At 68.2% G+C, this 25,756-nt stretch carries 26 protein-coding genes, 1 tRNA gene and 1 pseudogene; 17 read left to right on the top strand and 11 right to left on the bottom strand.

The annotated features are described in order from the left end of the window. The first annotated feature begins 4 nt into the window (after positions 1-4). The gene (locus ACW173_RS21820; RefSeq protein WP_492082120.1) at positions 5-772 is read left to right on the top strand and encodes an SDR family NAD(P)-dependent oxidoreductase; all 768 of its coding nucleotides are present in this window, start codon (positions 5-7) and stop codon (positions 770-772) included. Positions 773-911: 139 nt separating this feature from the next. Here the strand turns inward: ACW173_RS21820 and ACW173_RS21815 are convergent, their stop codons facing one another. Together ACW173_RS21815 and ACW173_RS21810 are read right to left on the bottom strand one after the other, a co-directional pair. Then, complete coding sequence (locus tag ACW173_RS21815; protein WP_492082119.1) at positions 912-1,751, bottom strand: arginyltransferase; 840 nt, start codon at positions 1,749-1,751, stop codon at positions 912-914. 112 nt (positions 1,752-1,863) lie between these two features. Then, the gene (locus tag ACW173_RS21810) at positions 1,864-2,763 is read right to left on the bottom strand and encodes a flagellar motor protein MotB (protein ID WP_492082118.1); all 900 of its coding nucleotides are present in this window, start codon (positions 2,761-2,763) and stop codon (positions 1,864-1,866) included. Positions 2,764-2,872: 109 nt separating this feature from the next. On the opposite strand from ACW173_RS21810, the pseudogene ACW173_RS21805 reads away from it, so the two are divergent. After that, positions 2,873-3,733, top strand: a pseudogene (locus tag ACW173_RS21805) (NAD(P)-dependent oxidoreductase); the annotation flags it as partial. Positions 3,734-3,876: 143 nt separating this feature from the next. Here ACW173_RS21805 and bioD read toward each other — a convergent pair. Together bioD and bioF are read right to left on the bottom strand one after the other, a co-directional pair. After that, the gene (bioD, locus tag ACW173_RS21800; protein ID WP_492082117.1) at positions 3,877-4,536 is read right to left on the bottom strand and encodes a dethiobiotin synthase; all 660 of its coding nucleotides are present in this window, start codon (positions 4,534-4,536) and stop codon (positions 3,877-3,879) included. Then, positions 4,533-5,675, bottom strand: a complete 1,143-nt coding sequence (bioF, locus tag ACW173_RS21795) for an 8-amino-7-oxononanoate synthase (RefSeq protein ID WP_492082116.1) — start codon at positions 5,673-5,675, stop codon at positions 4,533-4,535. Before bioF ends, bioD begins: the two co-directional genes overlap by 4 nt. A gap of 161 nt (positions 5,676-5,836) precedes the next feature. On the opposite strand from bioF, the gene ACW173_RS21790 reads away from it, so the two are divergent. Both ACW173_RS21790 and ACW173_RS21785 read left to right on the top strand, forming a co-directional pair. Next, positions 5,837-7,099, top strand: coding sequence for an adenosylmethionine--8-amino-7-oxononanoate transaminase (locus tag ACW173_RS21790; protein ID WP_492082115.1), 1,263 nt, complete (start codon positions 5,837-5,839; stop codon positions 7,097-7,099). Continuing rightward, complete coding sequence (locus ACW173_RS21785; protein ID WP_492082114.1) at positions 7,096-8,043, top strand: DMT family transporter; 948 nt, start codon at positions 7,096-7,098, stop codon at positions 8,041-8,043. The genes ACW173_RS21790 and ACW173_RS21785 overlap by 4 nt, the downstream gene beginning before the upstream one ends. Here the strand turns inward: ACW173_RS21785 and ACW173_RS21780 are convergent. Together ACW173_RS21780 and sodC are read right to left on the bottom strand one after the other, a co-directional pair. After that, positions 8,033-8,509 carry a hypothetical protein gene (locus tag ACW173_RS21780; protein WP_492082113.1) on the bottom strand — a complete coding sequence of 159 codons (477 nt, stop codon included), beginning with the start codon at positions 8,507-8,509 and terminating at the stop codon, positions 8,033-8,035. The genes ACW173_RS21785 and ACW173_RS21780 overlap by 11 nt on opposite strands. Positions 8,510-8,511: 2 nt before the next feature. Then, on the bottom strand, positions 8,512-9,036 hold the full coding sequence (sodC, locus tag ACW173_RS21775; RefSeq protein WP_492082112.1) for a superoxide dismutase[Cu-Zn]: 525 nt from the start codon (positions 9,034-9,036) through the stop codon (positions 8,512-8,514). A 124-nt stretch (positions 9,037-9,160) separates the two neighbouring features. On the opposite strand from sodC, the gene gyrA reads away from it, so the two are divergent. The 3 genes from gyrA (at position 9,161) to ACW173_RS21760 (ending at position 13,145) form a co-directional block, all read left to right on the top strand. Continuing rightward, the gene (gene gyrA, locus ACW173_RS21770; protein WP_492082111.1) at positions 9,161-11,917 is read left to right on the top strand and encodes a DNA gyrase subunit A; all 2,757 of its coding nucleotides are present in this window, start codon (positions 9,161-9,163) and stop codon (positions 11,915-11,917) included. A gap of 28 nt (positions 11,918-11,945) precedes the next feature. After that, the gene (gene coaD / locus ACW173_RS21765) at positions 11,946-12,437 is read left to right on the top strand and encodes a pantetheine-phosphate adenylyltransferase (protein WP_492082110.1); all 492 of its coding nucleotides are present in this window, start codon (positions 11,946-11,948) and stop codon (positions 12,435-12,437) included. Positions 12,438-12,530: 93 nt separating this feature from the next. Beyond that, entirely contained in the window at positions 12,531-13,145 is a 615-nt protein-coding gene (locus tag ACW173_RS21760) for a hemerythrin domain-containing protein (protein WP_492082109.1), read from the top strand. A gap of 42 nt (positions 13,146-13,187) precedes the next feature. Here ACW173_RS21760 and ACW173_RS21755 read toward each other — a convergent pair whose 3' ends face one another. Further along, complete coding sequence (locus ACW173_RS21755) at positions 13,188-13,763, bottom strand: hypothetical protein (protein WP_492082108.1); 576 nt, start codon at positions 13,761-13,763, stop codon at positions 13,188-13,190. Positions 13,764-14,051: 288 nt separating this feature from the next. Between ACW173_RS21755 and ACW173_RS21750 the strand changes: the two genes are divergently transcribed. The 3 genes from ACW173_RS21750 (at position 14,052) to ACW173_RS21740 (ending at position 16,272) form a co-directional block, all read left to right on the top strand. Continuing rightward, positions 14,052-14,894: a peptidylprolyl isomerase gene (locus tag ACW173_RS21750; RefSeq protein WP_492082107.1), complete on the top strand. Its 843-nt coding sequence runs from the start codon at positions 14,052-14,054 to the stop codon at positions 14,892-14,894. 1 nt (position 14,895) lies between these two features. Continuing rightward, on the top strand, positions 14,896-15,714 hold the full coding sequence (locus ACW173_RS21745; RefSeq protein ID WP_492082106.1) for a peptidylprolyl isomerase: 819 nt from the start codon (positions 14,896-14,898) through the stop codon (positions 15,712-15,714). A gap of 90 nt (positions 15,715-15,804) precedes the next feature. Continuing rightward, on the top strand, positions 15,805-16,272 hold the full coding sequence (locus ACW173_RS21740; protein WP_492082105.1) for a peptidylprolyl isomerase: 468 nt from the start codon (positions 15,805-15,807) through the stop codon (positions 16,270-16,272). Between the two features lie 55 nt (positions 16,273-16,327). Here ACW173_RS21740 and ACW173_RS21735 read toward each other — a convergent pair whose 3' ends face one another. Continuing rightward, complete coding sequence (locus tag ACW173_RS21735) at positions 16,328-17,305, bottom strand: endonuclease/exonuclease/phosphatase family protein (protein ID WP_492082104.1); 978 nt, start codon at positions 17,303-17,305, stop codon at positions 16,328-16,330. 39 nt (positions 17,306-17,344) lie between these two features. After that, positions 17,345-17,953 (bottom strand): hypothetical protein, encoded by a 609-nt coding sequence (locus ACW173_RS21730; RefSeq protein WP_492082103.1) that lies wholly within the window; start codon positions 17,951-17,953, stop codon positions 17,345-17,347. Between the two features lie 127 nt (positions 17,954-18,080). On the opposite strand from ACW173_RS21730, the gene queA reads away from it, so the two are divergent. Together queA and tgt are read left to right on the top strand one after the other, a co-directional pair. Then, on the top strand, positions 18,081-19,181 hold the full coding sequence (gene queA / locus ACW173_RS21725) for a tRNA preQ1(34) S-adenosylmethionine ribosyltransferase-isomerase QueA (protein ID WP_492082102.1): 1,101 nt from the start codon (positions 18,081-18,083) through the stop codon (positions 19,179-19,181). Beyond that, positions 19,178-20,296: a tRNA guanosine(34) transglycosylase Tgt gene (gene tgt, locus ACW173_RS21720; protein WP_492086036.1), complete on the top strand. Its 1,119-nt coding sequence runs from the start codon at positions 19,178-19,180 to the stop codon at positions 20,294-20,296. The genes queA and tgt overlap by 4 nt, the downstream gene beginning before the upstream one ends. Here tgt and ACW173_RS21715 read toward each other — a convergent pair. Beyond that, entirely contained in the window at positions 20,293-21,030 is a 738-nt protein-coding gene (locus ACW173_RS21715) for a hypothetical protein (protein ID WP_492082101.1), read from the bottom strand. The two genes, tgt and ACW173_RS21715, sit on opposite strands and share 4 nt — an antisense overlap. Positions 21,031-21,157: 127 nt before the next feature. Here ACW173_RS21715 and ACW173_RS21710 point away from each other — a divergent pair. The 5 genes from ACW173_RS21710 (at position 21,158) to ACW173_RS21690 (ending at position 24,756) form a co-directional block, all read left to right on the top strand. Further along, positions 21,158-21,232: transfer RNA gene (locus ACW173_RS21710), tRNA-Lys, on the top strand. Between the two features lie 288 nt (positions 21,233-21,520). Then, positions 21,521-22,393 (top strand): sulfate ABC transporter permease subunit CysT, encoded by an 873-nt coding sequence (gene cysT / locus ACW173_RS21705; RefSeq protein ID WP_492082100.1) that lies wholly within the window; start codon positions 21,521-21,523, stop codon positions 22,391-22,393. Continuing rightward, positions 22,393-23,259 carry a sulfate ABC transporter permease subunit CysW gene (gene cysW, locus ACW173_RS21700; protein WP_492082099.1) on the top strand — a complete coding sequence of 289 codons (867 nt, stop codon included), beginning with the start codon at positions 22,393-22,395 and terminating at the stop codon, positions 23,257-23,259. Before cysT ends, cysW begins: the two co-directional genes overlap by 1 nt. Positions 23,260-23,270: 11 nt before the next feature. After that, positions 23,271-24,290, top strand: coding sequence for a sulfate/molybdate ABC transporter ATP-binding protein (locus ACW173_RS21695; protein ID WP_492082098.1), 1,020 nt, complete (start codon positions 23,271-23,273; stop codon positions 24,288-24,290). 109 nt (positions 24,291-24,399) lie between these two features. Beyond that, positions 24,400-24,756 (top strand): PilZ domain-containing protein, encoded by a 357-nt coding sequence (locus tag ACW173_RS21690; protein WP_492082097.1) that lies wholly within the window; start codon positions 24,400-24,402, stop codon positions 24,754-24,756. A gap of 4 nt (positions 24,757-24,760) precedes the next feature. Here the strand turns inward: ACW173_RS21690 and ACW173_RS21685 are convergent, their stop codons facing one another. After that, entirely contained in the window at positions 24,761-25,747 is a 987-nt protein-coding gene (locus ACW173_RS21685; protein ID WP_492082096.1) for a transglutaminase family protein, read from the bottom strand. Between the last annotated feature and the right edge of the window lie 9 nt (positions 25,748-25,756).

The following is a 25,756-nucleotide window of genomic DNA, read 5'->3' as shown; positions in this document are numbered from 1 at the left end:
CTCCATGCAAGACCTGTTCTCGCTCGAAGGCCGCGTGGCGGTGGTGACCGGCGGCTCGCGCGGCATCGGCGCGATGATCGCCAAGGGCTTTCTCACGTATGGCGCGGCGCGCGTATACATCACCGCCCGCAAGGCCGCCGCCTGCGACGCCGCCGCCGAGGAACTGAGCCAATACGGCGAGTGCGTCTCGCTGCCGGGCGACATCTCGACGATGGACGGCATCCAGGGCCTGGCCGATCGGCTCAAGGAACGCGAGAGCAAGCTCGACATCCTCGTCAACAACGCCGGCGCGGCCTGGGGCGCGGCCTTCGACGAGTTCCCGGAAGCCGGCTGGGACAAGACCGTCGACCTCAACATGAAGACGCCGTTCTTCCTGACCCAGGCCCTGATCGGCCAGCTGCGCGCCGCCGCCAAGGATCGGGTGGCCAAGGTCATCAACATCGCCTCGATCGACGGCCAGTCGGTGGCGCGCGAGGAGACCTATCCCTACGGCGCGTCGAAGGCCGGCCTGCTGCACATGACCAAGCGCATGGCCCTGCGCCTGGCGCCCGAGAACATCGCCGTCAGCTGCATCGCCCCCGGCGCCTTCGCCTCGGACATGAACAAGGTCGCCCGCGATCACGCCGACGCGGTCGCCAAGGCCATTCCGGCCGGCCGCATCGGCACGGAAGAAGACATGGCCGGCGCGGCCATCTACCTGGCCTCGCGGGCCGGCGACTATGTGATGGGCGGCGCGGTGACGGTGGACGGCGGGGTTTCGTTCGCCCGCTAAACCCCACCATCCGATTTCCCCGGCGAAAGCCGGGGCCCAGATGCAAGAGCGCCCGCGGTCCGGACAGGATCGCGGGCGTTTATGCGTGCGTCTCACAACCATACGATCTGGGTCCCGGCTTTCGCCGGGAAGATCGGAATTAGGAGAGCTCCTCGATATCCGCCGGCTCGGCGTCGCTGAGCGGCAGGTCACACGGATCCTTCGCGCCGCCCCGCATGCTGGGCGGGCGGGCGCCGCGCTCGCGGGCCGACATCAGCGACCAGCCGCCGGGCTTGAGGATCTCCAGCGGCGAGAAGCGCGCCTTGTAGGCCATCTTCTCGCTGCCCGGGACCCAATAGCCCAGATAGACGTAAGGCAGGCCGCCCTGCTGGGCCTGGACGATGTGGTCCAGGATGATGAACGAACCCAGGCTGCGCTTGACCAGATCGGGATCGTAGAAGCTGTAGACCAACGACAGGCCGTCGGCGAGGACGTCGACCAGCACGCAGGCGATCAGGTCGCCCGGGCCGCGATCCTGCGACTTCTTGCGATATTCGATCAGGTGGGTGCGGACCGCGGTGTCCTCGACCATGGCCACGTAGTCGGGCCAGGTCATCTCGGCCATGCCGCCGTCGGCGTGACGGGCCAGCAGGTAGCGGCGCAGCAGTTCGAACTGCTCCAGCGTGGCCTCGGCCTCGACCAGGTGGCGCTCGAGGTCGTCGTTGCGGTTCAGGACCTTGCGCTCCGAGCGCGACAGCACGTACTCGGCGGCCGGCGCGCGGGCCGACTGGCAGGCGCGACACGTTTCGCAGGCGGGGCGGTAGGCGATGTTCTGGGAGCGACGGAAGCCGACCTGGGTCAGGCTGTCATTGACCGTGGGGCCATCGGACAGCGGCAGGTGGGCGAACACCTTGCGTTCCTCGCGACCGGGCAGGTACGGGCAAGGCGTGGGCGCCGTCAGAAAGAACCGAAGCTGCCGCGTCGGAAAATGCTGCGTCACTGTCGCCCTAACCCCTGTCTTACCTGTCGATCAGCCCTGAACGAGATTAGGGGGCATAGCGTTCAGTTGCGCAAGCTTCGCAACGCACGCACGCGGCGAACGGTCACAGGTCCTACAGGTTATCTGGCAGGACGGGCTTTTCGCGCAACAGCACGATCGAGATCCGGCGGTTGCCGGCCAGGGTCGGATCGTCGGCGTACAGCGGTTCGGAATTGGCCTTGCCCGACACCTGGTAGATGCGGTCGTCGTCCACGCCCGCGCCGCGCAGCACCTGGCGCGAGGCGTCGGCGCGCTGGGCCGACAGCGCCCAGTCGCCGTCCTGCTTCTTGCCATAGGCGTTGGCGCTGGTGTGGCCGGAAATGGTCACGCGGTTGGGCAGCTGATTGATCACCTTGGCGACGGCGCGCAGCAGGATCTTGGCGCGGTCGTTCGGCTCCTTGCCGTTTTCCTTGAACATCGAGCGGCCTTCCTGGTCGACCAGCTGGATGCGCAGGCCTTCCGGGGTCTGGTCGATCATGATCTGCTTCGACAGTTCGGCCAGTTCCGGCATGTCCTGCAGCGACTGGCGCAGCGACTGGGCGGCCGAGGCGAAGGCGTCCTGTTCCTTCTTGGCCAGGGCGTCGCGCAGCGCCTGCTCGCTGGCGGAGTCTAGGGCCGCGGTGTCGGTGCTCTGGCCTTCCTTGTCGACATGGTCGGGGGCTTCGGGGGCCATCTGCTGGATGACCGACATCTTGCCGTCGGCCTTGGCGCCGTCGTCGCCCAGCGAGGTGCCGCCCAGGATGCCGCCCGAACCGCTGGTGGTCGACGAAATCGAGGCCGGGGCGAAGTAGTCGGCGATGCCTTGTTTCTGTTCGGGGCTGGTCGTGTTCAGCAGCCACATCAGCAGGAAGAAGGCCATCATGGCCGTCACGAAGTCGGCATAGGCGACCTTCCACGCGCCACCGTGGTGACCGTGTCCGCCGCCTTTCTTCACCTTCTTGATGATGATCGGCTGTTCGCTGTTGACCGCCATCGTGCTTAAGCCTGCTTAACCATGAAGCCGGAACGTGCCCGAAGGTCGTTAAGATGGGGTTGCCGAAGCCGCCGCTGGGCGCGTAAGCGGGCGCTCTAAAGCACGGAGCAGCGGCATGAAGACGGCGTTTATCGGCCTGGGCGTGATGGGCTTTCCGATGGCGGGCCACCTCAAGGCCGCCGGCCACGAGGTCGCCGTCTATAACCGCACCGCCGAAAAGGCCCGCAATTGGGCGCGAAAGCACGGTGGGCAGGCGTTCGGGACCATCGCCGAGGCGGTGGCGGGCGCGGAGATCGTGTTGCTGTGCGTGGGCAACGACGCCGACGTCCGCGACGTCGTGGCGCAGGCGCTGCCGGCCCTGGCCGAGGGCGCGATCGTCGTCGACCACACCACCACCTCGGCCACCGTGGCCCGCGACATGGCCGACCTGCTGGCGAAGACTGGTCACGGCTTCGTCGACGCTCCGGTCTCGGGCGGTCAGGCCGGGGCCGAGAACGGCCAGCTGACGATCATGGTCGGCGCCGACCAGGCGGCTTATGACCGCGTGCTGCCGGTCATCGACGTCTACGCCAAGGCCGTACGCCGCATGGGCGAGGTCGGTTCTGGCCAGCTGACCAAGATGTGCAACCAGATCGCCATCGCCGGCGTCGTCCAGGGCGTGGCCGAGGCGCTGCATTTCGCCAAGCGCGCCGGCCTGCCGACCGACGACGTCCTGGCCGCCATCTCCAAGGGCGCGGCTCAGTCGTGGCAGATGGAGAACCGCTGGCCGACCATGGCGCAGGGCAAGTTCGACTTTGGCTTCGCGGTCGACTGGATGCGCAAGGACTTAGGCATTGCGCTGGAGGAAGCGGGCCGCAACGGCGCCAATCTCGAAAGCACGGCCCTGATCGATCAATTCTACGCCGAGGTCCAGGCGATGGGCGGCAACCGCTGGGACACGTCGAGCTTGGTGGCGCGGTTGGAGAAGTAATCTCCGCCACCCAAACCTAACCCGTCATCCCGCGCTTTATGCGCGGGACCCATGGTTCAGCTTCCACGTGAGAGCTTAGGTCCGCACTTCACTTGCGGCGGACAAATGGGTCCCGCGCTTTATGCGCGGGATGACGGGTGGGGTTAGGGCAGGAGAAAATCCGCTAACTCCTCAGCATCCCATTCCGCATCCCTCGGCGCGATCACGATCGGCGTCTGCCGTTCGAACGCCCGCAACATCTCCACCGTCTGGGTCAGGTCCGGCGCATCCAGGCTCTCACTGACCACGATCGCCGCCACCGTCAGGCCGCGCGCCCGCACCACCTCCAGCGCCGTCAGCAGATGGCTGGCCGTGCCCAGATAGCTGCCGGCGACCAGCAGGACAGGCAGGCCTAGCGCGGTCATCAGGTCGAGGTTCGTCGCGTCGTCGGTCATCGGCGACATGACGCCGCCGGCGCCTTCGACCAGGGCCAGGTCGACGTCGCGGCCCTCCAGCCACGTCCGGCAATCGGCGACGAGGTCGGCCATGGCCAAGCAGGCTCCCTCCAGCCGGGCGGCCAGGTTCGGGGCCAAGGGCGCGCGGTAGCGGCGGGGGGAGATCTGCGGCCAGGCGTCGGGACGGCCCAGAGCGGCCGCCAGGCGGGCGGGGTCGCTGGCTTCGGGCGCGGCGGGATCGAAGCCGCTGACCACGGGCTTGAAAGCGCCGACCGTCAGTCCGCGAGAGCGGGCGGCGCGGAGCAGGGCGCAGGCGATGTGGGTCTTGCCGAGGTCGGTGCCGGTTCCGGCGACGAAGAGGCTTGTCATCGCAGGGCCGCCACGGCGTCGGCCAGGCGGATGACGTCGGCGTCGGCGTGCTCGGCGCTGAAGGCCACGCGCAGGCGGGCCGTGCCTTCGGGCACGGTCGGCGGGCGGATGGCGACGACCAGGAAGCCCCGCGCCTCCAGCGCGGCAGAGGCGCTCAGGGCGGCGTCGGCGCTTCCGATGATCACTGGCACGATGGGGCTCTGCGCGTCCGGCAGGCCCAGGTGGCGGGTGAAGAGGCGGGCCTTGGCCAGCGGCTGCTGGGTGAAGGCGGGATCAGCCTCGATCAGGTCCAGCGAGGCCAGGGCGGCGGCGGCCGAGGCGGGCGGCAGGCCGGTGGCGTAAACCAGGGTGCGGGCGCGGGTCTTCAGGAGGTCGATCACCGCCCGCGAGCCGCACAGATAGCCGCCGTACGAGCCCAGAGCCTTGGAGAGCGTGCCCATCTGCAGCGGGATTTTGGCGTCCGGGAACAGGGCGGCCGAGCCTTTGCCCTCCGCCAGCACCCCGACACCGTGCGCGTCGTCGCTGAGCAGCCAGGCGTCGTGTTGTTCACAAAGGTCGGAGAGCCGCCCCAGCGGCGCGACGTCCCCGTCCATGGAGAACACGCCGTCGGTGGCGACCAGGGCGCGGCGGGCCAGCGGGCGCTCGGCGTCCAGCAGGCGGGCCAGATCGTCGACCTCGTTGTGGGCGAAGCGGATGATTTTCGCGCCCGACAGCTGGGCGCCGGCCCAGATGCAGGCGTGGGCCAAGGCGTCGACGAAGATCGTGTCGCCCGGACCGATCAGGGTGGGGATGACGCCGGTATTGGCGAGATACCCCGAGCCGAACACACAGGCGGCCTCGGTCCCCTTCAGGCGAGCCAGGCGCTTTTCCAGATCGGACAGCAGCGGATGGTCGCCGGTCACCAGCCGCGAGGCGGCCGCGCCGGCGCCGTAGTTCAGCGCCGCTTCCGCCGCCGCCGCCCGGACGAGGTGGTGATGCGACAGGCCCAGATAGTCGTTGCACGAGAACGAGATCAGCCGCTTGCCGTCGCGCTCGACCACGGCGCCGTCGTGGCGGCGGGTGGGCTTGAGGCGGCGGCGCAGGCTCTTGGCGTCCAGGGCGGCCAGCTTCTCGCCGGCGAAGGCGTCGAGGCTCTGCATGTCGTTTCCCTTTGCGGCCGATGGAGCGGGGCCCCAGAGCCTGTCCGAAGCGGACAGGCTCCGTGCATTGAATTTTGAGCGTGGCTAACGCCGAAACCGCTTCCCACTTTCGGCTGCCACGCTCTAGGCAAGGCGCCCCGAGTCCGCAAACGGAAAGCGTCATGACCCAACCCGACTGGCTCACCGCTGGCGCGCCCCATGTCTGGCGTCCGTACTGCCAGATGAAGACCGCGCGGCCCCCGCTGCCGGTCGTGGCGACGCGGGGTTCGCGGCTGGTGCTGGCCGATGGGCGCGAGTTGGTCGACGGCCTGGCCTCGTGGTGGACGGCCTGCCACGGCTACAATCATCCCCACATCGCCAACGCGCTGCGGGCGCAGATCGAGACCATGCCGCACGTGATGTTCGGCGGCCTGGCGCATGAGCCGGCCTATCGCCTGGCCGCGCGGCTGGCCAAGCTGCTGCCGGGTGAGCTGAACCACGTGTTCTTCGCCGAGAGCGGCTCGGTCTCGGTCGAGATCGCCATGAAGATGGCGCTGCAGTTCCAGATCAATCGCGGCGTCGCGGGACGGACGAAGTTCCTGGCCTTCCGGGGCGGCTATCACGGCGACACTCTGGCGACGATGACGGTCTGCGATCCGGAGGAGGGCATGCACAGCCTGTTCGCCGGCGTCATGCCCGACCAGGTCATCGCCGACCTGCCGCGTGATGCGGCGAGCGAAGCGGCCTTGGACGTTCTGCTGACCCTGCGCGGCCACGAGATCGCGGCCATGCTGGTCGAGCCACTGGTCCAGGGCGCGGGCGGCATGCTGCTGCATCCGCCGGAAGTGCTGCGCACCTTGCGCCGCCTGGCCGACAAGCACGGCGTGCTGCTGGTGTTCGACGAGATCTTCACCGGCTTTGGTCGCACCGGGCCCCTGTTCGCCATGCGGGCGGCGGGGATCGAGCCCGACATCGTCACCCTGTCCAAGGCCCTGACCGGCGGCACCCTGCCGCTGTCGGCGGCGGTGGCGTCGCGCAAGGTGTTCGAGGCCTTCTGGTCCGACGACGCGGACGCGGCGCTGATGCACGGCCCGACCTACATGGCCAATCCGCTGGCCTGCGCGGCGGCCAACGCCTCGCTGGACCTGTTCGAGGACGGGAGCTGGGCCAAGGACGTGGCGCGGGTCTCGGCGGCGCTGGCCGAGGGCCTGGAGCCGTGCCGGGCGGGGCAGGGCGTCGTCGACGTCCGCGTGCTGGGCGCGATCGGCGTCGTGGAGTTCGACGCGCCCGTGGCGGTCGGCGATCTGTGCGCCCGTTTCGCCGAGTTGGGGGCCTGGATCCGGCCGATGGGCAAGGTGGTCTATCTGACGCCGGCCTTCACGACCCCGGACGCCGACCTCGCGCTGCTGACAGCGGCTGTCCGCGAGGTGGTCGGCGTTCATTGACCCGAGCGGCCGTGTCTGGTCCAAGCACGGCCATGTCGTCCAAGTCGTCTCCGCTTACGGTCGTGGAATACCTCGCCATCCTGGCGATCATCCTGACCTGGGGCGTCAACAACGCCGCCGCCAAGGTGGCGACGGCCTATCTGCCGCCGATGCTGATGGGCGGCCTGCGGTTCGCCTCGGCCCTGGCCTTTCTGTTCCCGTTCATCCGGCCGCCGTTTCCCGAGCCCCGGAAGCTGCTGACCATCGTGCTGCTGACCGGGCCGATCCACTTCGGCGTGATCTATGTGGCCTTCGGCATGGCCGGCGCCCTGAGCCCGTTGGTGGTGGCCAGCCAGCTGTGGATCCCGTTCACGGCCATCTTCGCCTGGAGGATGCTGGGCGAGACCATGCGTCCGCCAGCGGTGATCGGCTTGGGCGTCGCCTTCGTGGGCGTGGCCTGGATGAGCCTGGACCCGCACGCGGCGGGCGACCTGCCGGCGATCCTGCTGATCGTCTTCGCCGGCGCCTGCTGGGCCGTTGCCACGGTGCTGGTGCGCAAGACGCCGGGCATCAAGCCGCTGAAGATGCAGGGCATGACGGCGCTGGTCGCCACGCCCGTGCTGCTGGCCATGTCGTTCCTGTTCGAGAGCGACCAGGTCGAAAAGATGCGCGCCGCCCCGCCGATCGCCTGGCTGTGCGTGCTGTTCGCCGGGGTGGTCTCGACCATCGGGGCCAGCGCCCTGCTGTTCTGGCTGGTCCAGAAGCGCGAGGCCGGGCGGGTGACACCTTACTTCCTGCTGACGCCGCTGGTCTCGTGCTCCATCGGCATCCTGTTCCTGGGCGACAAGCTGACGGCCCAACTGCTGATCGGCGGCGGCGCGACCATGGTCGGCGTGGCGCTGGTGGCCCTGACCGAAAAGCGGGTCAAGGTGGCCGAAGTCGTGGTCGAGACCGCTAACCCTTGAGGGGCGGGCATTGCGTGGCCGGCTGGCGGCGCAGCAGGGCCGGCGTCGCCGCGACCTCGCTCTGGCCGCCGTCGTCGGCATAGACACCGGTCAAGAGCTCGCCGCTGACGCCCAACGCCTGGCCGGCATGGGTGCGGATCAGGAAGAGGCCCTCGAGGTCGTCCAGATACTCGGCGCCGATGAACCCCGCGCCGACCGTGGCGTAGCCTTTGATCGCCGCGCCCGAGCCCTCGATGATCCAGCCAGGCGGTTTGCGGCAGACCGAGACGACATCCGCGCCGGTCAGCCGCAGCTCGAAGGACTGGAGGTTCTGGTCGGTGTTCGCCGGCTTCCAGGCCAGCGAGATCAGTTCGGTCGTCGGCGCCGGCTTCGAAGGGGGCTTGGCCTCCTTCGATCCCTTGGAATCGTGGCAGGCGGCCGTCGCGGCCAGCAGGAGAGCGAGAAGCGACAGCCGCCAGGGACGCATGACTACTTGATCACGCCGCAGGCCGCGCGCGCGCCGGCGCCGCCGATTGGCTGGGTGTTGTGGTCGTCGGGGCTGGCGTGGACGACGATCGAGCTGCCGTCGCCGTCCAGCAGGGCCGGACGGCCGCCGGCGCCCTTCAGCGACACCAGGGTCGAATAGACCTCGGCCGTGGCCGCGCCGTCCGAGCCGGCGAAGACGTTCGGCAGGTCGCCGCTGTCGTTGGCGGCCGGGTTCAGCAGGCCGTGGGTGACTTGGGCCGTGGTGTGGACGTGGGCGCCGGCCGACTTGAAGTCCGGCGCGCCGCAGTCGCCCTTTTCATGGAAGTGGATCGCGTGCCAGCCCGGCGTCAGGCTCTTCAGTTCCAGCTTCAGCAGCACGCCGTGCGGCGCTTCGGTGGCCGTCACCACGCCGGCGTCCTTGCCGTCGCCGGTCTTGATCACGGCGGTCGCGGTCGTCTGAGCCAACGCGGGCGAGGCGGCGAGCAGGGCGGCGATGACGGCGCCGGTGGCGGCGGGGAAGCGGATCATGCGTTTTTCCTTCGGATTCAAGCGAACGGACGGGGAGAAGCGGCCGGAAAGGTGGCGCCTTCCTTGTCCCAATGCTAACAGTTTCAGACTGTTCCGTGTCCGATTCTGACGGCGAAAAATCCCCTTGAGCGACGAACACACCACGATCCCCGCTGACGGTCCGCGCGGGGATGTCGCCCCGATCAATATCGAGGACGAACTCCGCCGATCGTATCTCGACTACGCCATGAGCGTGATCGTCAGCCGCGCCCTGCCGGACGCGCGCGACGGTCTCAAGCCCGTGCACCGTCGGGTCCTGTTCTCGATGCACGAGCAGGGGCAGACGCCCGAGCGTCCTTATGTGAAGTCGGCCCGCGTGGTCGGTGACGTCATGGGTAAATATCACCCGCACGGCGACGCCTCGATCTACTTCACCCTGGTCCGCATGACCCAGTCGTTCTCGATGGGTCTCGTCCTCATCGACGGCCAGGGCAACTTCGGCTCGGTCGACGGCGATATGCCCGCGGCCATGCGCTACACGGAATGCCGCATGGCCCCGCCGGCCATGTCGCTGCTGGCCGACCTGGACAAGGATACGGTCGATTTCGCCGACAACTACGACGGCAAGGAGCAGGAACCGACCGTCCTGCCGTCGCGGATCCCCAACCTGCTGGTCAATGGCGCGGGCGGCATCGCCGTCGGCATGGCCACCAATATTCCGCCCCATAATCTGGGCGAGGTCATCGACGCCTGCCTGCTGCTGATCGACCAGCCGGACGTGACGACCGACCAGTTGCTGGATCTGGTGCCCGGCCCCGACTTCCCGACCGGCGGCGAAATCATCGGCCGCGCGGGTCCGCGCCAGGCGCTGCTGACCGGTCGTGGCTCGGTCATCATGCGCGGCGTCGCCAGCGTGGAGGAGCTGCGCGCCGGCCGCGAAGCCATTATCGTCACCGAGATCCCGTATCAGGTGAACAAGGCCAATCTGGTCGAGCACATCGCCGAGCTGGTTCGCGACAAGAAGCTGGAGGGCATCGCCGACATCCGCGACGAGTCCAACCGCGACGGCATGCGCATCGTCATCGAGCTGAAGCGCGACGCCTCGGGCGAGGTGATCCTGAACCAGCTGTACCGCTTCACGGCGCTGCAGAGCTCGTTCGGCGTCAACATGCTGGCCCTGAACCGCGGCCGGCCCGAACAGATGGGCCTGCACAAGCTGCTGCACCTGTTCGTCGAGTTCCGCGAGGAAGTCGTCGTCCGCCGGACCAAGTTCGAACTGGGCAAGGCCCGCGATCGCGGCCACGTGCTGGTCGGCCTGACCATCGCCGTCGCCAATATCGACGAGTTCATCCACATCATCCGCTCGTCCAAGGACCCGACCGAGGCCCGCGAGCGCCTGGTGGCCAAGTCCTGGCCGGCCGGCGATATGCTGCCGCTGGTCGAGCTGATCGCCGACCCGCGCACCGTGCAGGAAGAGGGCGGCCTGATCCGCCTGACGGACGAACAGGCTCGCGCCATCCTGGCCCTGACCCTGTCGCGTCTGACCGGCCTTGGCCGTGACGAGATCGGCAACGAGGCCACCAGCCTGGCCGACGCCATCCGCGGCTACCTGGAACTGCTGTCGGACCGCGCCAACATCATGGCCGTGGTCCGCGAGGAGCTGGTCGAGGTCCGCGAGAAGTTCGCCATTCCGCGCCGCTGCCAGATCGTCGACGGCGACGCCGACATGGAAGACGAGGACCTGATCGTCCGCGAGGACATGGTGATCACCGTCACCATGAGCGGCTATGTCAAGCGCACGCCGCTGGCCAACTACCGCACCCAGCACCGGGGCGGCAAAGGCAAGTCGGGCATGGCGACCAAGACCGAGGACGCCGTCACCCGCGTGTTCTCGGCCTCGACCCACGCGCCTCTGCTGTTCTTCACCTCGGGCGGCAAGGTCTACAAGCTGAAGGTCTGGAGGCTGCCCCTGGGCGCCGCCAACTCGCGCGGCAAGGCGTTCGTCAACCTGCTGCCGATCGAGCCGGGCGAAACCATCACCTCGATCCTGGCCCTGCCGGAGGACGAGGCGACCTGGGGCGGCCTGGACGTGATGTTCGCCACCCGCTCGGGCAGCGTGCGTCGCAACAAGCTCAGCGACTTCGTGGACGTCCGTCGCAACGGCAAGATCGCCATGAAGCTCGATGAGGGCGATGGCATCGTCGGCGTCTCGGTCTGCAACGCCGACCAGGACGTGCTGCTGACCACCGCGGCCGGCCGTTGCATCCGCTTCTCGGTCGATGAGGTCCGTGTGTTCGCCAGCCGTGATTCCACGGGCGTGCGCGGTGTGAAGCTGGCCGGAGAGGACACCGTCATCTCGATGGCCGTGCTGCGCAGCGTCGCCGCCACCCCGGCCGAACGCGCCGCCTACCTCAAGCACCAGCGCGCCATGCTGCGCGCCGCGGGCGAGGAAGGCGACGACGCTCCGGCCGTGGTCGAGGAGGGCGAAGAGGACGGCGACGAAACCACGCTGACGCCGGAACGCATCGCCGAACTGGGCGCGGCCGAGGAAATCCTGCTGACCGTGTCGTCGGAAGGCTTCGGCAAGCGCACCAGCGCCTACGACTTCCGCCGCACGGGCCGTGGCGGCCAAGGCCTCGCCGCGCAAGACCTGAGCAAGCGCGGCGGCCGTCTGGTGGGCTCCTTCCCGATCGACGACAGCGACCAGATCCTGCTTGTGACGGATCAAGGTCAACTCATCCGGGTGCCCGTCTCGCAAATTCGTGTTGCAGCGCGGAATACTCAGGGCGTAACCATCTTCCGCACCGCGCAGGACGAACACGTCGTCAGCGTCGAGCGCCTCGCCGATTCCGGCGGAGACGACAACCAGGGCGAGGACAGCGGGGCGGAAGAGACCCCGTAAACCCTCGGCCCTTAAAGCAGGGGGTAGCATGCGGGTTGGGCTTTATCCGGGGACTTTCGATCCGGTCACCAATGGTCACCTCGACATCATCGGTCGGGCCGTGAAGCTGGTCGACAAGCTGGTGATCGGCGTGGCCGTGAACATCGGCAAGGGGCCGCTGTTCTCGCTGGAGGAACGGGTCGCCATCCTGGAGAAGGAGACGGCGCACCTGACCAAGGTCGCCCAGATCGAGGTCAGGCCGTTCGAGAGCCTGCTGATGCACTTCGCCCGCGAGGTGAACGCCCAGATGATCGTGCGCGGCCTGCGAGCCGTTGCCGACTTCGAATACGAATTCCAGATGACGGCGATGAACCAGCAGCTGGATCGTGAGATCGAGACCGTCTTCCTGATGGCCGACCCGCGTCACCAGGCGATCGCCTCGCGGTTGGTCAAGGAGATCGCCGCCCTGGGCGGCGACATCTCGAAGTTCGTCCCCGCCGGCGTGGCCGAACAACTGGTGGCGAAGGTCCGCAAGGGCTAGAGCGCCGGCCTTTCGGAACCTTTGGCGTTTCCCGGCGTAGGCCTCCTGATCGATTGGTCGTGCTTGGCGACCACGTTCAGAGGGAGCCAGACCATGCCGGGTCAGACGCTAGACGTCTCCACCAGCCGCCGCGAACACGACGCGAAAGCGCGGGCCGTCGCGAAGGCCAAGGCCATCGCGCCGAACATCTCCGCCCGCATCGGCAGCACGCCGAAGACGACGTTTCGGGGCGATCCCGATGTCTTCGGCCGTCTTGTCGAGGATCATGATCGTCATCGGGCCCTGCTGGCCATGATCGAGGAAACCCACGGCGACTCGGAAGACCGCCGAACCCTGTTCGAGGAGTTGGTGCGGGAGCTCAAGGCCCACGCGGCGGCCGAGGAACAGGCCCTGTGGTCGACGGTGCTGCGCGATCCGGCCACCACCGACTTCGCCCGCCACGCCATTTCCGAGCACAAGGAAATCGAGGACATGCTGGCCGACCTGGCGGCCCGCGACATGGGCTCTTCGGGCTGGCTGCGTCGGTTCGCCGGACTGAAGGAGGAATACCTGCACCACATCCGCGAGGAGGAGCAGGAGCAGTTCGTCGCGGCGGAAGAGCATCTCGGCGCCAACGACGTGCGTCACATGCGCCAAGTCTTCGAGCGCCGAAAGAAGGCCGAGAAGGCTGACGTGGTGATTGAAAAGAAGATCAAACTCAAAGACTAACGCACGGCCCCCGGAGCCCGAGGGCTCCGGGGGCAAGGGCGGCTATTTAGTCCGATAAAGCTTGTACATTTCGTCGCGGCGCATCCCACCGATCGCCGCGGCGACGCTGGCGGAAAAGGCGCTGGTCAGGGCGCCGATCCCCACGAAGAAGGACAGCTGGGCGGCCACGCGCGCGGCGCGCAGCGTCGCTTCGGCCGACAGGGGCGCGGCGGGCAGGGCCGGAGCGGCCGGCGACAGCAGGGCGCCAAGGGCCAGGAGGCCCACCACGCTGCCCGCCCAGGCCAGGAGGCCGTGGGCCGTGTCGCGGAAGTGGGTCTCGTGGTCGTGGACGTGCAGCCACTTGGTCCGCAGCCTGCCGGCCAGATAGCCGCCGAACATGCTGGCGACGACCTGGGCCGCCACGAACGTCGCCCCGACGGCGGGCGTGAAATCGTCGGTCGACAGGCCGGTCGGCCAGCGCGGCGAGACCTTGAGGCCGAAGCCGGCGGCGATCGACAGCGTCACGAAGGTCAGGGCGACGGTCGCCACCGACCCCGCCAGGATCGCTTCCCAGCTGACGGCGGACTGGTTTTCCTCGAGCGCGCGGTCCAGGTCCGGCGCGTCGGTTCCATAGGCCATGATGGGGCTCCGCCTCTAGAAATGGCCGGAACAGAAGGCCAGCAGGAGAATGACGGGAAGGGGGACGCCCAGAAGAACAAGAAGGATCGATCGCATCGCGAGGTTGTCCTGACTTGAAGGTGAATGACTGGATCCGCCGAAACGGCCGTGCTTCTTGAGAACGGAGGGCGGGCGCGACAGTTCCTCGCCCCGATCCGGCCGGAATCGTGCGGTTCAACGGCTGTCGCACTTGTCGGGGAGGCCGTGTCGTTCTACGCCCACCCCGGCCTATTCTGTTCGGGGAATTCGATGAAGCTCGCCATGACCGCCGCCGTGCTGGCGCTTACCGCCACGGCGACCTCTTTTGGGGCGGCTTCGGCCCAGACGGCTCCAGTGGGCTCGGACTGGCGCACGCCCGATCCCAATAACGTCATCGTCGTCGAGACGAACAAGGGCCGGATCATCGCCGAGCTCTATCCGCAGGCCGCGCCGAACCATGTCGAACGCGTGCGGGGGCTGGTGAAGAGCGGATTCTACGACGGCCTGACCTTCTTCCGCGTGATCAGCGACTTCATGGCCCAGACGGGCGATCCGCGGAACACCGGCGAGGGCGGTTCGGACCTGCCGAACCTAGTGGCCGAGTTCACCTTCCGTCGTGGCGCGGACCTGCCGGTAGCCCAGAGCTTCAAGGTCGGGAGCAGTGAGTCCGGCTGGGTCGACGCCCTGCCGGTGACCAGCCAGAACTCGGCCCTGGCCGTGATGACCGCCGACCGCAAGGTGGCGACCTGGGGCAATTTCTGTCCGGGCGTCCTGGGCATGGCCCGCGCCGGCGATCCCGACAGCGCCAACAGCCAGTTCTTCTTCATGCGCCAGACGAACGCCTCGCTGGACAAGACCTACACGGCCTTCGGCCGGGTCCTGCAGGGCCTGGACGCCGTCCGCGCCATCAAGACCGGCGAGCCGGTGCCAGATCCGCAGGACAAGATGATCAGCGTCAAGCTGCTGGCCGACCTGCCGGCCGATAAGCGTCCGTCGGTCCAGGTCATGAACACCGGCTCGGCGGCCTTCAAGGCCCTGGTCGCCAAGCGCCAGGGCGAGCTGGGCGGCGGCTTCACCAACTGCGACGTCGACGTTCCTGTCCAGGTGAAGTGACATGACCCTGGCGCTCGCCCTCATGGCCGTCGGCGCGGCGGCCGCGGTTCCGGCCAAGCCGACCGAGGCGGACTGGCGGACGCCGGCGCCCGAGACCGTGCTGGTGATCGACACCAACAAGGGCCGCGTGCTGGTCGAGATGGTCCCCGAGGTCGCGCCGGGCCACGTGGCGCGTCTGCAGGACCTGACCCGGGCCGGGATCTATGATGGCCGGACTTTCTTTCGCGTCATCGACCGCTTCATGGCCCAGACCGGCGATCCGACGAATACGGGGGAGGGCGGCACGGACCGCCCCAACCTGAAGGCCGAGTTCACCTTCCGCCGCACCGCCGACACGCCGTTCGTCGCCATGGCCGCGCCGGCCGGGCTGGAGGTCGGTTTCATCAAGTCGTTGCCCGTCGTCAGCCAGGCCTGGAGCTGGGCCGAGATGACCAGCGACAAGAAGGTCGCGGCCTGGGGAACCTACTGCCCCGGCGTGCTGGGCATGGCGCGCGACGAGGACCACAACTCGGCCAACAGCCAGTTTTTCCTGATGCGTCAGCCCTATCCCTCGCTGGACAAGCGCTACACGGCGTTCGGACGGGTGATCAGCGGGCTGGAGGCCGTCCGCGCCATCAAGACCGGCGAGCCCGTGCCCGCGCCGCAGGACCTGATGCGGAAGGTCCGGCTGCTGAGCGACATCCCAGAGAGCGAGCGCCCCAAGGTCCGGGTGATCGATCCGAAAGGACCCTGGTTCGCGGCCGAGACCAAGCGTCTGCGGACCTTGAAGGGAGCCGATTTTTCGGTGTGCGACATCAACCCGCCGGTCGAGGTCCGTTAGCCGCTACCGTTTCCGGGTCGAACTTGGTTCACATCAGGGCGTAAACCACGCTAGAAGCGCGGTCACACATTTTCCATCCAAGGGAAGACCATGTCGGCCGACCTCGAAAACACCCTGATCCTCACGCTCGAGAGCGGTCCGGTCACGATCACGCTGCGTCCCGACCTGGCGCCGGGCCACGTCGCCCGCATCAAGGAACTGGTCCGCGAGGGCTTCTATGATGGCGTCGTCTTCCACCGCGTGATCCCGGGCTTCATGGCTCAGGGCGGCGATCCGTCGGGTACTGGCCGCGGCGGTTCGGACAAGCCGGACCTGAAGGCCGAGTTCAACGACGAGCCGCACGTGCGCGGCGTGGTCTCGATGGCCCGCACCCCGAACCCGGACTCGGCCAACAGCCAGTTCTTCATCGTGTTCGACGACGCCACCTTCCTGGACAAGCAATACACCGTCTGGGGCCAGGTGACCGAGGGCATGGAACATGTCGACGCCCTGCCGAAGGGCGAGCCGCCGCGCGCGCCGGGCAAGATCGTCAGCGCCAAGATCGCCGCCGACGCCTAAGGCGGGTCGACGACCTGAGTTTTGGAGCGGCCTCGGACCTCGTCCGGGGCCGTTTCTATTTGCGGCGGAAGGTCACGAGCACGGGGCGGTGATCGGAGCCCAGCGCCGGACCGCGCTCGACCTTGACCGCGTGCCATTCCGAGCCGGCATAGACGTGGTCGATCGGCAGGAAGGGCGCCGGGGCGGCGATGATACGCGAGAACTTGCCGGCCGGCCACGAGGGCAGGGCGCGGGTCCAGCGGCGCAGGCCCAGGGCCTTGTCCTGGCGCTTGAGGGTCCATGACCAGGGCGTGGAGTTGAAGTCGCCGGTCAAGATCGTGCTCTTGTCGCCGAACTGGGCGACCTGCGCGATCAGCTTGCGGCTCTGGGCCTGCTGCAGGCCGGCGGGTACGGGCCAGGTATAGTGGACGCCGATCACGGTAAACGCCCCGCGCGGATCGGCCAGGGTGGCCCAGGATCCTGAGAGATAGGGCTGCTCCGCGGGCGGGAGGCCGCGCGCCAGCATCTTCTTGCGCGAGAAGATCCAGGTCTCGCAACGGTCGCCCTTGCCGCAGGACGCGAACGGATAGGTCTCGCGCAGGGCCCGCACGATCATCCTGGACTCGCCGGCGCCTTCCTCGATGACCACGATGTCGGCGTCCTGGGCCAGGATCCAGTCGAGGCTCTTCTCGGGCGTTCGGTTCTCATGCCAGACGTTGAACTGCAGGACCTTCAGGTCGCTGGCGGCGGGCGTCGCGGGCTTGAAGCGCGCGGCGGTCCACAGTTCGGGCGCCATCAGCACCGCGCAGGCGACCAGGGTCGTCGCGCCCAGGCCGACCATCACCCAGCGCTCGCCGCCGCGCGCGAAGATCCCGCCCAGCACCAGCGCGCCGACACCCATCAGCAGCCACAGCGGCGTGGCGTGGGTGAAGGCGTCGAGCTTGTCGCTGAACGCGCCGCCCAGGCTGGCGACGGCCATGCCCAGGCCGACCAGGCCCAGCATCAGGGCGGTGCCACGGGCGAGCAGGCTGAGAAGCTGGACGATCAGGCGCATACGCCGCCCTTAGCACGCCTTCTATGAAGGATGCGTCGCTTACTCCCCTGGGTGGTACGAGAAGCTGAGATTGCGGATCCGTTCGGCGCCGATCTGCAAGGACCCGGTGAAGACAGGCTTCTGCAGGCCGTCGCTCGGGCCGCTGGAGCGGGCCTTCTTGTAGGCGGCCAGGTCCGGATAGAGTTCCAGCACCACCTCGCCCAGACGCTTGTCGTTGGCGTGGAAGCGCACGGTCTCGCCGTCGACGCTGTAGCGGTCGGGCATCAGGCGCAGGCTGACCTTGTGATAGGTCTGGCCCAGCTCGTTCTCGGCGGTCGGGCTGGTGACGTCGTCGAAGGCCAGGAAGATCGGGGCGTAGGTCTCGGTGCGCTTGCCGGCTTCCCAATCGGCGAAGTCGGACGGCTGGCCGATATCCAGCGAGGTCAGCTTCCAGTTCCCGGCCTGGACCGGCGTCTCGGTGAAGTAGAAGCCCGTCAACTCGACGGCGGCGTCGTGCTGGAACGCCGTCTCGGCGGTCGCCGGGGTGGCCGGCGTGGCGACGGTGCGCTCCTCGGCGGGCTGAGCGGGGGCGGCCGGCGCGGCGGTCTTCTGCTCGCAGGCCGCCAGCAACAGAAACGGCGCGAGCGCCGGGATGAGCAGGCGTTTCATGGCGTTCTTCCCCCGAAGATTGTCGTTATGCGAAACCATGCCGTTGTATCGCCAGGGTTGTCTATCCGGCTCGCGTGACGGCCTATGTCTTGACGTCCTTGGCCCATCGTGCGCTTGAAGCCCGCCCATGCGCCTTTCCGACTTCGATTTCGACCTGCCCGAGGACCGTATCGCCCTGCGTCCGGCCGAGCCGCGCGACGCCGCGCGTCTGCTGGTGGTCCGTCCGGGCGAGACGCTCGCCGACCATGTGGTCCGCGAACTGCCCGACTTCCTGCGTCCCGGAGACGCCCTGGTGTTCAACGACACCCGCGTGATCCCCGCGCGCCTGTCGGGCCTGCGCGAGGGGCGCACGACCGGCGGAGCGGACGGTACGCCCGTGGCCGTCGAGGCGACCCTGCACCGCCGCGTCTCGCCCAGCCGCTGGAGCGCCTTCATGCGCCCGGGCAAGCGGCTGAAGGTCGGCGACCGAGTGGCGTTCGGCTCCAGCGAGGACCGCGCCTGCGACGCCGATCGCCTCGACGCCGTGATCGCCGAGAAGCACGAGGGCGGCGAGGTCGTGCTGAGCTTCGATCTCTCCGGGCCCGATCTCGACATCGGCATAGCCAGGCACGGCGACATGCCGCTGCCGCCCTATATCGCCGCCAAACGGGGCGAGGACGAGCGCGACCGCGCCGACTACCAGACCGTCTATGCTCGCGAGGACGGCTCGGTGGCCGCCCCGACCGCCGGCCTGCACTTCACGCCGCAACTGCTGGAGGCGCTGAAGGCCAAGGGCGTCTCGCTGCATTTCGTGACCCTGCACGTTGGGGCGGGGACCTTCCTGCCGGTCAAGACCGACGACGTCTCCGAACACAAGATGCACGCTGAGTTCGGCGAGGTGACCGCGCAGGTCGCCGACGCCCTGAACGCCGTCCACGCCGCCGGCGGCCGCATCGTCTGCGTCGGCACCACGTCCTTGCGCCTGCTGGAGAGCGCCACTGGCGAGGACGGCGTCGTGCGGCCGTTCGCCGACGAGACGGCCATCTTCATCACGCCCGGCTACCGCTTTCGCGCCGCCGACGTGCTGATGACCAACTTCCACCTCCCCAAGTCGACCCTGTTCATGCTGGTCAGCGCCTTCGCCGGCCAGGCCACGATGCGCGCGGCCTATGAGCACGCCATATCGACGGGCTACCGCTTCTATTCCTACGGCGACGGCAGCCTGCTGTTCAAAGACGAGGCCCGCTGATGGCTTTCCCCTTCGAGATCAAAGCCACGGAAGGCAAGGCCCGCACTGGCGTCCTGAAGACCCCGCGGGGCGACATCCGCACCCCGGCCTTCATGCCCGTGGGCACGGCCGCGACCGTCAAGGCCATGACCGTCGACCAGGTCAAGGACACCGGGGCGGACATCATCCTGGGCAACACCTATCACCTGATGCTGCGGCCCTCGGCCGAGCGGGTGGCGCGCCTGGGCGGCCTGCACAAGTTCATGCGCTGGGACAAGCCGATCCTGACCGACAGCGGCGGCTTCCAGGTCATGAGCCTGTCGGGGATCAGCAAGCTGACCGAGGAGGCGGTGACCTTCTCCAGCCACGTCGACGGCTCCAAGCACGTACTGACGCCCGAGCGCTCGATCGAGATCCAGGCCGACCTGCTGGGCAGCGACATCGTCATGCAGCTGGACGAGTGCGTCGCCTGGCCGGCCGAGGAGGCGAGGGCGCGCAAGGGCATGGAGCTGTCCGCGCGCTGGGCCCAGCGCTCGAAGGACGCCTTCGGGACCCGCGATAGCCAGGTGCTGTTCGGCATCCAGCAAGGCTCGACCTTCGAGAACCTGCGCCGGGAATCTTCCGACCGCCTGCGCGAGATCGGCTTCGACGGCTACGCGATCGGCGGTTTGGCGGTCGGCGAAGGTCACGAGGCCATGTGCGAGGTGCTCGACTACGCGCCCGGCATGCTGCCCGAGGATCGTCCGCGCTACCTGATGGGCGTGGGCAAGCCGATCGACCTGGTCGAGGCCGTGGCGCGCGGGGTCGACATGTTCGACTGCGTGCTGCCCACCCGCTCGGGCCGCCACGGCCAGGCCTGGACCTGGGACGGGCCGATCAATCTGAAGAACGCCAAGTTCGCCGAGGACGAGTCGCCGCTGGATCCCGATAGCGACTGCCCGGCCAGCCGCGACTATTCGAAGGCCTATCTGCGCCACCTGTTCAAGGCCGAGGAGATCCTGGGCCAGGTGCTGCTGTCCTGGCACAACATCGCCTTCTTCCAGGCCCTGACCGCCGCCATGCGCGCGGCGATCGAAGAGGGCCGCTTCGAGCAGTTCCGCCGCGACTTCCGCGCCCGGCACCTGAACGAAGGCTAATACCGAGGTCCTTGCGGGACCGTCGGGACCTCTTCCTTGTTGATCGGGAAGCGCGGCTTTAGCGGGCCGTAGGGATCGCGCGGCGGCGGCATGCCCGGCTCGATCACCGGCGCCTGCGTCGGCGGCTTGTGCTGCGGCGTGGCCGGGGGATCGCAGCCGCGCGCCTCGCCCAGCCCCTTCAGATAGGCCCGCCGCACCGCGCCAGAAGCGACGGCGCTCTGCACCAGGCGGTCATGGCGCTCGGCCCCGGTCAGCTTCCGCACCCAGCCGCGCATGGGGATCATGTCCTGGGCCGCGCTGGCCACCGCGCCCAGGGCCGCGCCGCCGGCCGCCCTGCGCCCGCGATCCATCAGGTCCTCGTTCTCGGAAGGCGGATTGCGGTCGATGTCCTCGCCCAGGGCGGTGTCCAGGGGCTGGACCAGGCTGATCAGCGTCCTGCAGTCCGCGCGGACCGGGCGCTGGTAGGGGTCGCCCATCGCTTCCAGCAGCACGCGGGGGATCTTGGTGCGGACGATGTTCACGTCGCGCAGCGGCGCGGTCATCGCCCCGGTAATGCCGTCGCGGTTGGCTTCCGAGGTCGATCTGATTCGGCCGTCGTCGGTCGGCTGGACAGGCGAATCCTCGCTGGGAGAGGGCGGGGCGCCCAGCAACGGCGGCGGCTGCTGCTGCCCGGCCAAGGCCGTTCCAGCCAGGCTCGCGCCGCAAAAGACCGCCAAAAGCAAGGTTCCACGCATGACTCACCCTAACCCGCTCACAGCTTTACCGTCTTCCATCGGAAAAACGGCGAAACCATGCTTGCGACGCGGAAGTCCCCCGCCTATGGTCCGCGCCGCTTCCAACCGGCTCCCGCCGGACGTTAGCGGGCCGGTAGCTCAGTGGTAGAGCATTCGACTTTTAATCGAATGGTCGTGGGTTCGAACCCCACCCGGCCTACCATTCTCAAGCCTCTGATCCGTAGAGGTTCTTCGGCGCGAGAAGCGCTGTCTACTGATCATCGTCAAACTCACACGGTCTTGGGCTCCTGGACTCGAGGCTGATGGCTTGGCCGTCCGAGCGCCAGTTTTTCTCCCACCCCCACCCGCCTTTTCTCATTTGCCCCATTGGCGCGGTAGAGATTTAAGCGGCTCAGTTTCAGCGGCGCCTCGGGACCCTTATCCGTTCCGGCGCGTTCAACCTTTGCCTTGAGCTATGTGGCGAGCCCGGACCCTGGACGACGATCAGACGATGACCGCCGACACGGCTCCGCGCCGGTCGCCTGAACGGCAGGGCAGGCGGCCGCTGTTCCGCCGGCGTTCGGCTATTCCGGGCTTTGGCCTGACGATGGGCGTGACGCTGACGGTGCTGTCGCTGATCGTCCTGATCCCGCTGAGCGCCGTGGTCCTGAAGGCCGCCGACCAGTCGCCCGCCGACTTCTGGGCGGTCGCGACCTCGCAACGGTCGATCGCCGCCTATCGCCTGAGCTTCGGCGCGGCCTTCGTGGCGGCGGTGATCAACAGCATCTTCGGCGTGCTGACCGCCTGGGCCCTGGTCCGCTACGAGTTTCCGGGCAAGACGATCATCAACGCCCTGGTCGACCTGCCATTCGCCCTGCCAACCGCCGTGGCCGGCATCGCCCTGGCGACCCTCTATTCGCCCAACGGCTGGGTGGGGCAGTTCCTCACCCCCCTGGGCATCAAGGCCGCCTATAACCCGGTCGGCGTGACCATCGCCCTGATCTTCATCGGTCTGCCGTTCGTGGTCCGCACCATCGAGCCGGTGCTGCGCGACGCCGCCGAGGACGTGGAAGAAGCCGCCGCCAGCCTGGGCGCCAACCGCATCGACACCATCCTGCGCATCGTCCTGCCGGCCCTGGCGCCGGCCTGGCTGACCGGCTTCGCCATGGCCTTTGCCCGGGGCGTGGGCGAGTACGGCTCGGTGATCTTCATCGCCGGCAACATGCCCTACAAGTCCGAGATCGCGCCGCTGCTGATCATCATCCAGCTGGAGCAGTTCGAATATGCGCGCGCCGCCACGATCGCCGTCGTGATGCTGGCCGTCTCGTTCACGATGCTGCTGGTCATCAACGCCATCCAGGCCTGGGCGCGGAGGTTCGACTGATGAGCGCTGCAAGCAGGCGCCGCAAGGCCACCGACGATCCGCTGTGGGCCAAGGTCCTGGTCATCGGGACTGTCATGGCCTTCCTGGCCCTGGTCCTGATCCTGCCGCTGGTCGCCGTCTTCGCCGAGGCCCTGCGCAAGGGCCTGGACGCCGCCCTGGCCGCGATCAACAACACCGACGCCCTGGCGGCCGTGAAGCTGACCCTGCTGACCGCCGCGATCTCGGTGCCGTTCAACGCCGCCTTCGGCCTGTGCGCCGCCTGGGCGATCGCCAAGCATGAGTTCCCCGGCAAGTCGCTGCTGATCACCCTGATCGACCTGCCGTTCTCGGTGTCGCCGGTCGTGGCGGGTCTGATCTATGTGCTGATCTTCGGCTTGCAGGGCTGGTTCGGCGAGACCCTGGTCGACAACGACATCAAGATCATCTTCGCCGTGCCCGGCATCGTGCTGGCGACCGTCTTCGTGACCTTTCCGTTCGTGGCCCGCGAACTGATCCCGCTGATGCAGGAGCAGGGGACCAGTGAGGAGGAGGCGGCCGTCTCGATGGGCGCTGGCGGGCTCTACACCTTCTGGCGGGTGACCGCCCCCAACGTGCGCTGGGGCCTGATGTACGGCGTGCTGCTGTGCAACGCCCGCGCCATGGGCGAGTTCGGCGCGGTGTCGGTGGTCAGCGGCCACATCCGCGGCCTGACCAACACCATGCCGCTGCACGTCGAGATCCTCTACAACGAGTACGACTTCGTCGGCGCCTTCGCCGTCGCGGCCCTGCTGTGCCTGCTGGCCGTGGTGACCCTGGTGCTGAAGACCGCGGTCGAGGCCGCCCAGCCCGGCAATGGCGGGTTCGGGCGCGGCCGCGGCGGACACTGAACGGACTAGACATGACCATCTCCATCCGCTCCGTCGAAAAGAAGTTCGGTCGTTATCCGGCCCTGAACAAGGTCGACCTCGAGATCGCCGACGGCGAACTGCTGGCCCTGCTGGGGCCGTCGGGTTCGGGCAAGACGACGCTGCTGCGCACGATCGCGGGCCTGGAATTTCCGGACGCCGGCCAGGTGCTGTTCGACGGCGAGGACGTGACCTTCGCCTCGGCCGCCGACCGCCGCGTGGGCTTCGTGTTCCAGCAGTACGCTTTGTTCAAACACATGACCGTGGCCAAGAACATCGCGTTCGGCCTGGATGTGCGGAAGGGCAAGGACAAGCCCGACAAGGCCGAGATCGCGCGCCGCGTCGATGAGCTGTTGAAGCTGGTCGAGCTGGACGGGCTGGGCAGGCGCTACCCCTCGCAGCTGTCGGGGGGGCAGCGCCAGCGCGTGGCCCTGTCGCGGGCGCTCGCCGTGCAGCCCAGCGTGCTGCTGCTGGATGAGCCGTTCGGCGCCCTGGACGCCACGGTCCGCAAGTCGCTGCGCAAGGAACTGCGCCGCGTGCACGACGCCACGGGAGTCACCACCATCTTCGTGACCCATGACCAGGAAGAAGCGCTGGAGCTGGCGGACCGCGTGGCTATCCTGAACAAGGGCTCGATCGAGCAGATCGGCACGCCCGACCAGGTGCACGACACCCCCCAGACCGCCTTTGTCTGCGGCTTCGTGGGCGAGGCCAACTGCTTCGACGGCCAGGTCGGTGGCGGCCAGTTCAACGCCGGCCTGCTGCGCCTGCCAGCCGCCGGCGTGCGCGACGGCTCGGCCACGGCCTATGTCCGCCCCCACGACTTCGTGCTGGATGAAGGTGGTTTCGAGGTCCGTGTCGAACGCGCTCACGTGCAGGGCGCCCTGACCACGGTCAACGCCACGGCCCTGGACGGCCGTCCCATCGAGATCAGCGCCTCGCGCGCCGAAGCCGCCCGTTTCCAGGGCACGGTGAAGATCGCCGCGCGCAAGGCTCACGTTTACGCCGCCTAAGCTTCTCTCGGTTAGACTGATCCCGGACGAACGCGGTTCAACGTAGGCGCGCGTTGCGTCTGGTTGCGCTAGAATCGTCTTCGACGACTCGGCGGAGGTCTAAGGTCGCATGGTCATGGTCGAGCCCACCGGTGCGGAACGTCGGGTGCATCCCCGGATGCCGGCGGCGCGCAAGATCTACATCGTGGATGATCCGCGCTCGTGGAAATGCTCGCTGCTGGACGTCGCCGAGAAGGGCGCGCGCCTTTCGACGGCCGGCATCGCCGAACCGCCGGACAAGTTCATTTTCGTCGACGCCGGCGGCCGCCGGGTTCACCTGGCGCATGTGGTGTGGCGTTCGGGCACGGAAGCGGGCGTGCAGTTCCTGAAGACAGAACGTATCGGCCCGCGGGCCGGCGGCGCGGCCGGGGCGCTGGACATCGCCCGCCGCTTCGCCGCGACCCTGACCCCCGAGATCCTTCAGTAGATCACTACTGCTGCTGTTGCTGCTGTTGCTGCTGCTGATGCAGCTCTTGCTTCAGGGCCGCGTCCGGACGGCGACGGCCGCCGGCGAAGCTGGGGCGGGCCATACGCAGGAACTCCGGCTCTGCGATGGCCGCGCGGGCCCGGCGCACCGTGACGCCCACCGCCAGCTGGCTCTCGGCATTGCCCTTGTAGACCCCGCGTGACGGTGTGACGTCGGCATAGTCGCGGCCGACCGCCACGGCCACGTGCCGCTCGCAGGTCATCATGTTGTTGGTCGGATCCAGGCCCACCCAGCGCAGGCTGGGCAGGAAGACCTCGACCCAGGCGTGGGTGGCGTCAGGATCGGAGCGGTCGCCGGCGTCGCGGTCGGTGAACAGATAGCCCGAGACATAACGAGCCGGGACGCCCCACTCGCGGCAGACGGCCAGCATGATGTGGGCGAAGTCTTGGCACACGCCGCTGCCGGCCTCCAGGGCCAGGTCGATCGGGCTGTCGGCGTCGGTGACCCCTGGCTGGTAGTCGAAGGCCTTGTAGATGGTCTCCGACAGGGTGCGGACCGCGGTCAGCGGGTCCTTGCGCTTCAGGTCGTCCAGGTCGTGGGCCTTGATGAAGCCGCGTAGCGCCTCGGTCGTCTCGACGAAGCCGTGCGGGCGCAGGAAGTCGAAGCACTCACCGCGCACGAACTCGCTGCGCAGCCGGTCCCATTCGCCCATGTCTAGGTGATCGGGACGCTCGCCGGTCGGCTCGGTCTCGACGGCCGACCGGGCGATGATGGTCAGCTTGTCGTGCGGCTGGGGCACGTCGAAGTGATAGACGGCGTTGCCGAAACTGTCGGCGTACGAGAACACCTGAGCGGCCGGCTCCAGGTCCAGCTCGAAGCTGACCAGGCGCTGGCGGGCGGTCTTCTGGGGCTGCATCCACAGCTCCATCAGGCTTTCCCGGACAGGCTTCTCATAGTGGTACTGGGTGACGTGGCGGATTTCGAGCAGCACGGGATCGGA

Source organism: Caulobacter sp. ALps2 (assembly GCF_058681635.1).
Note: the sequence above shows the minus strand (reverse complement) of the source record. Positions and strands in the feature narration are given on the sequence as shown.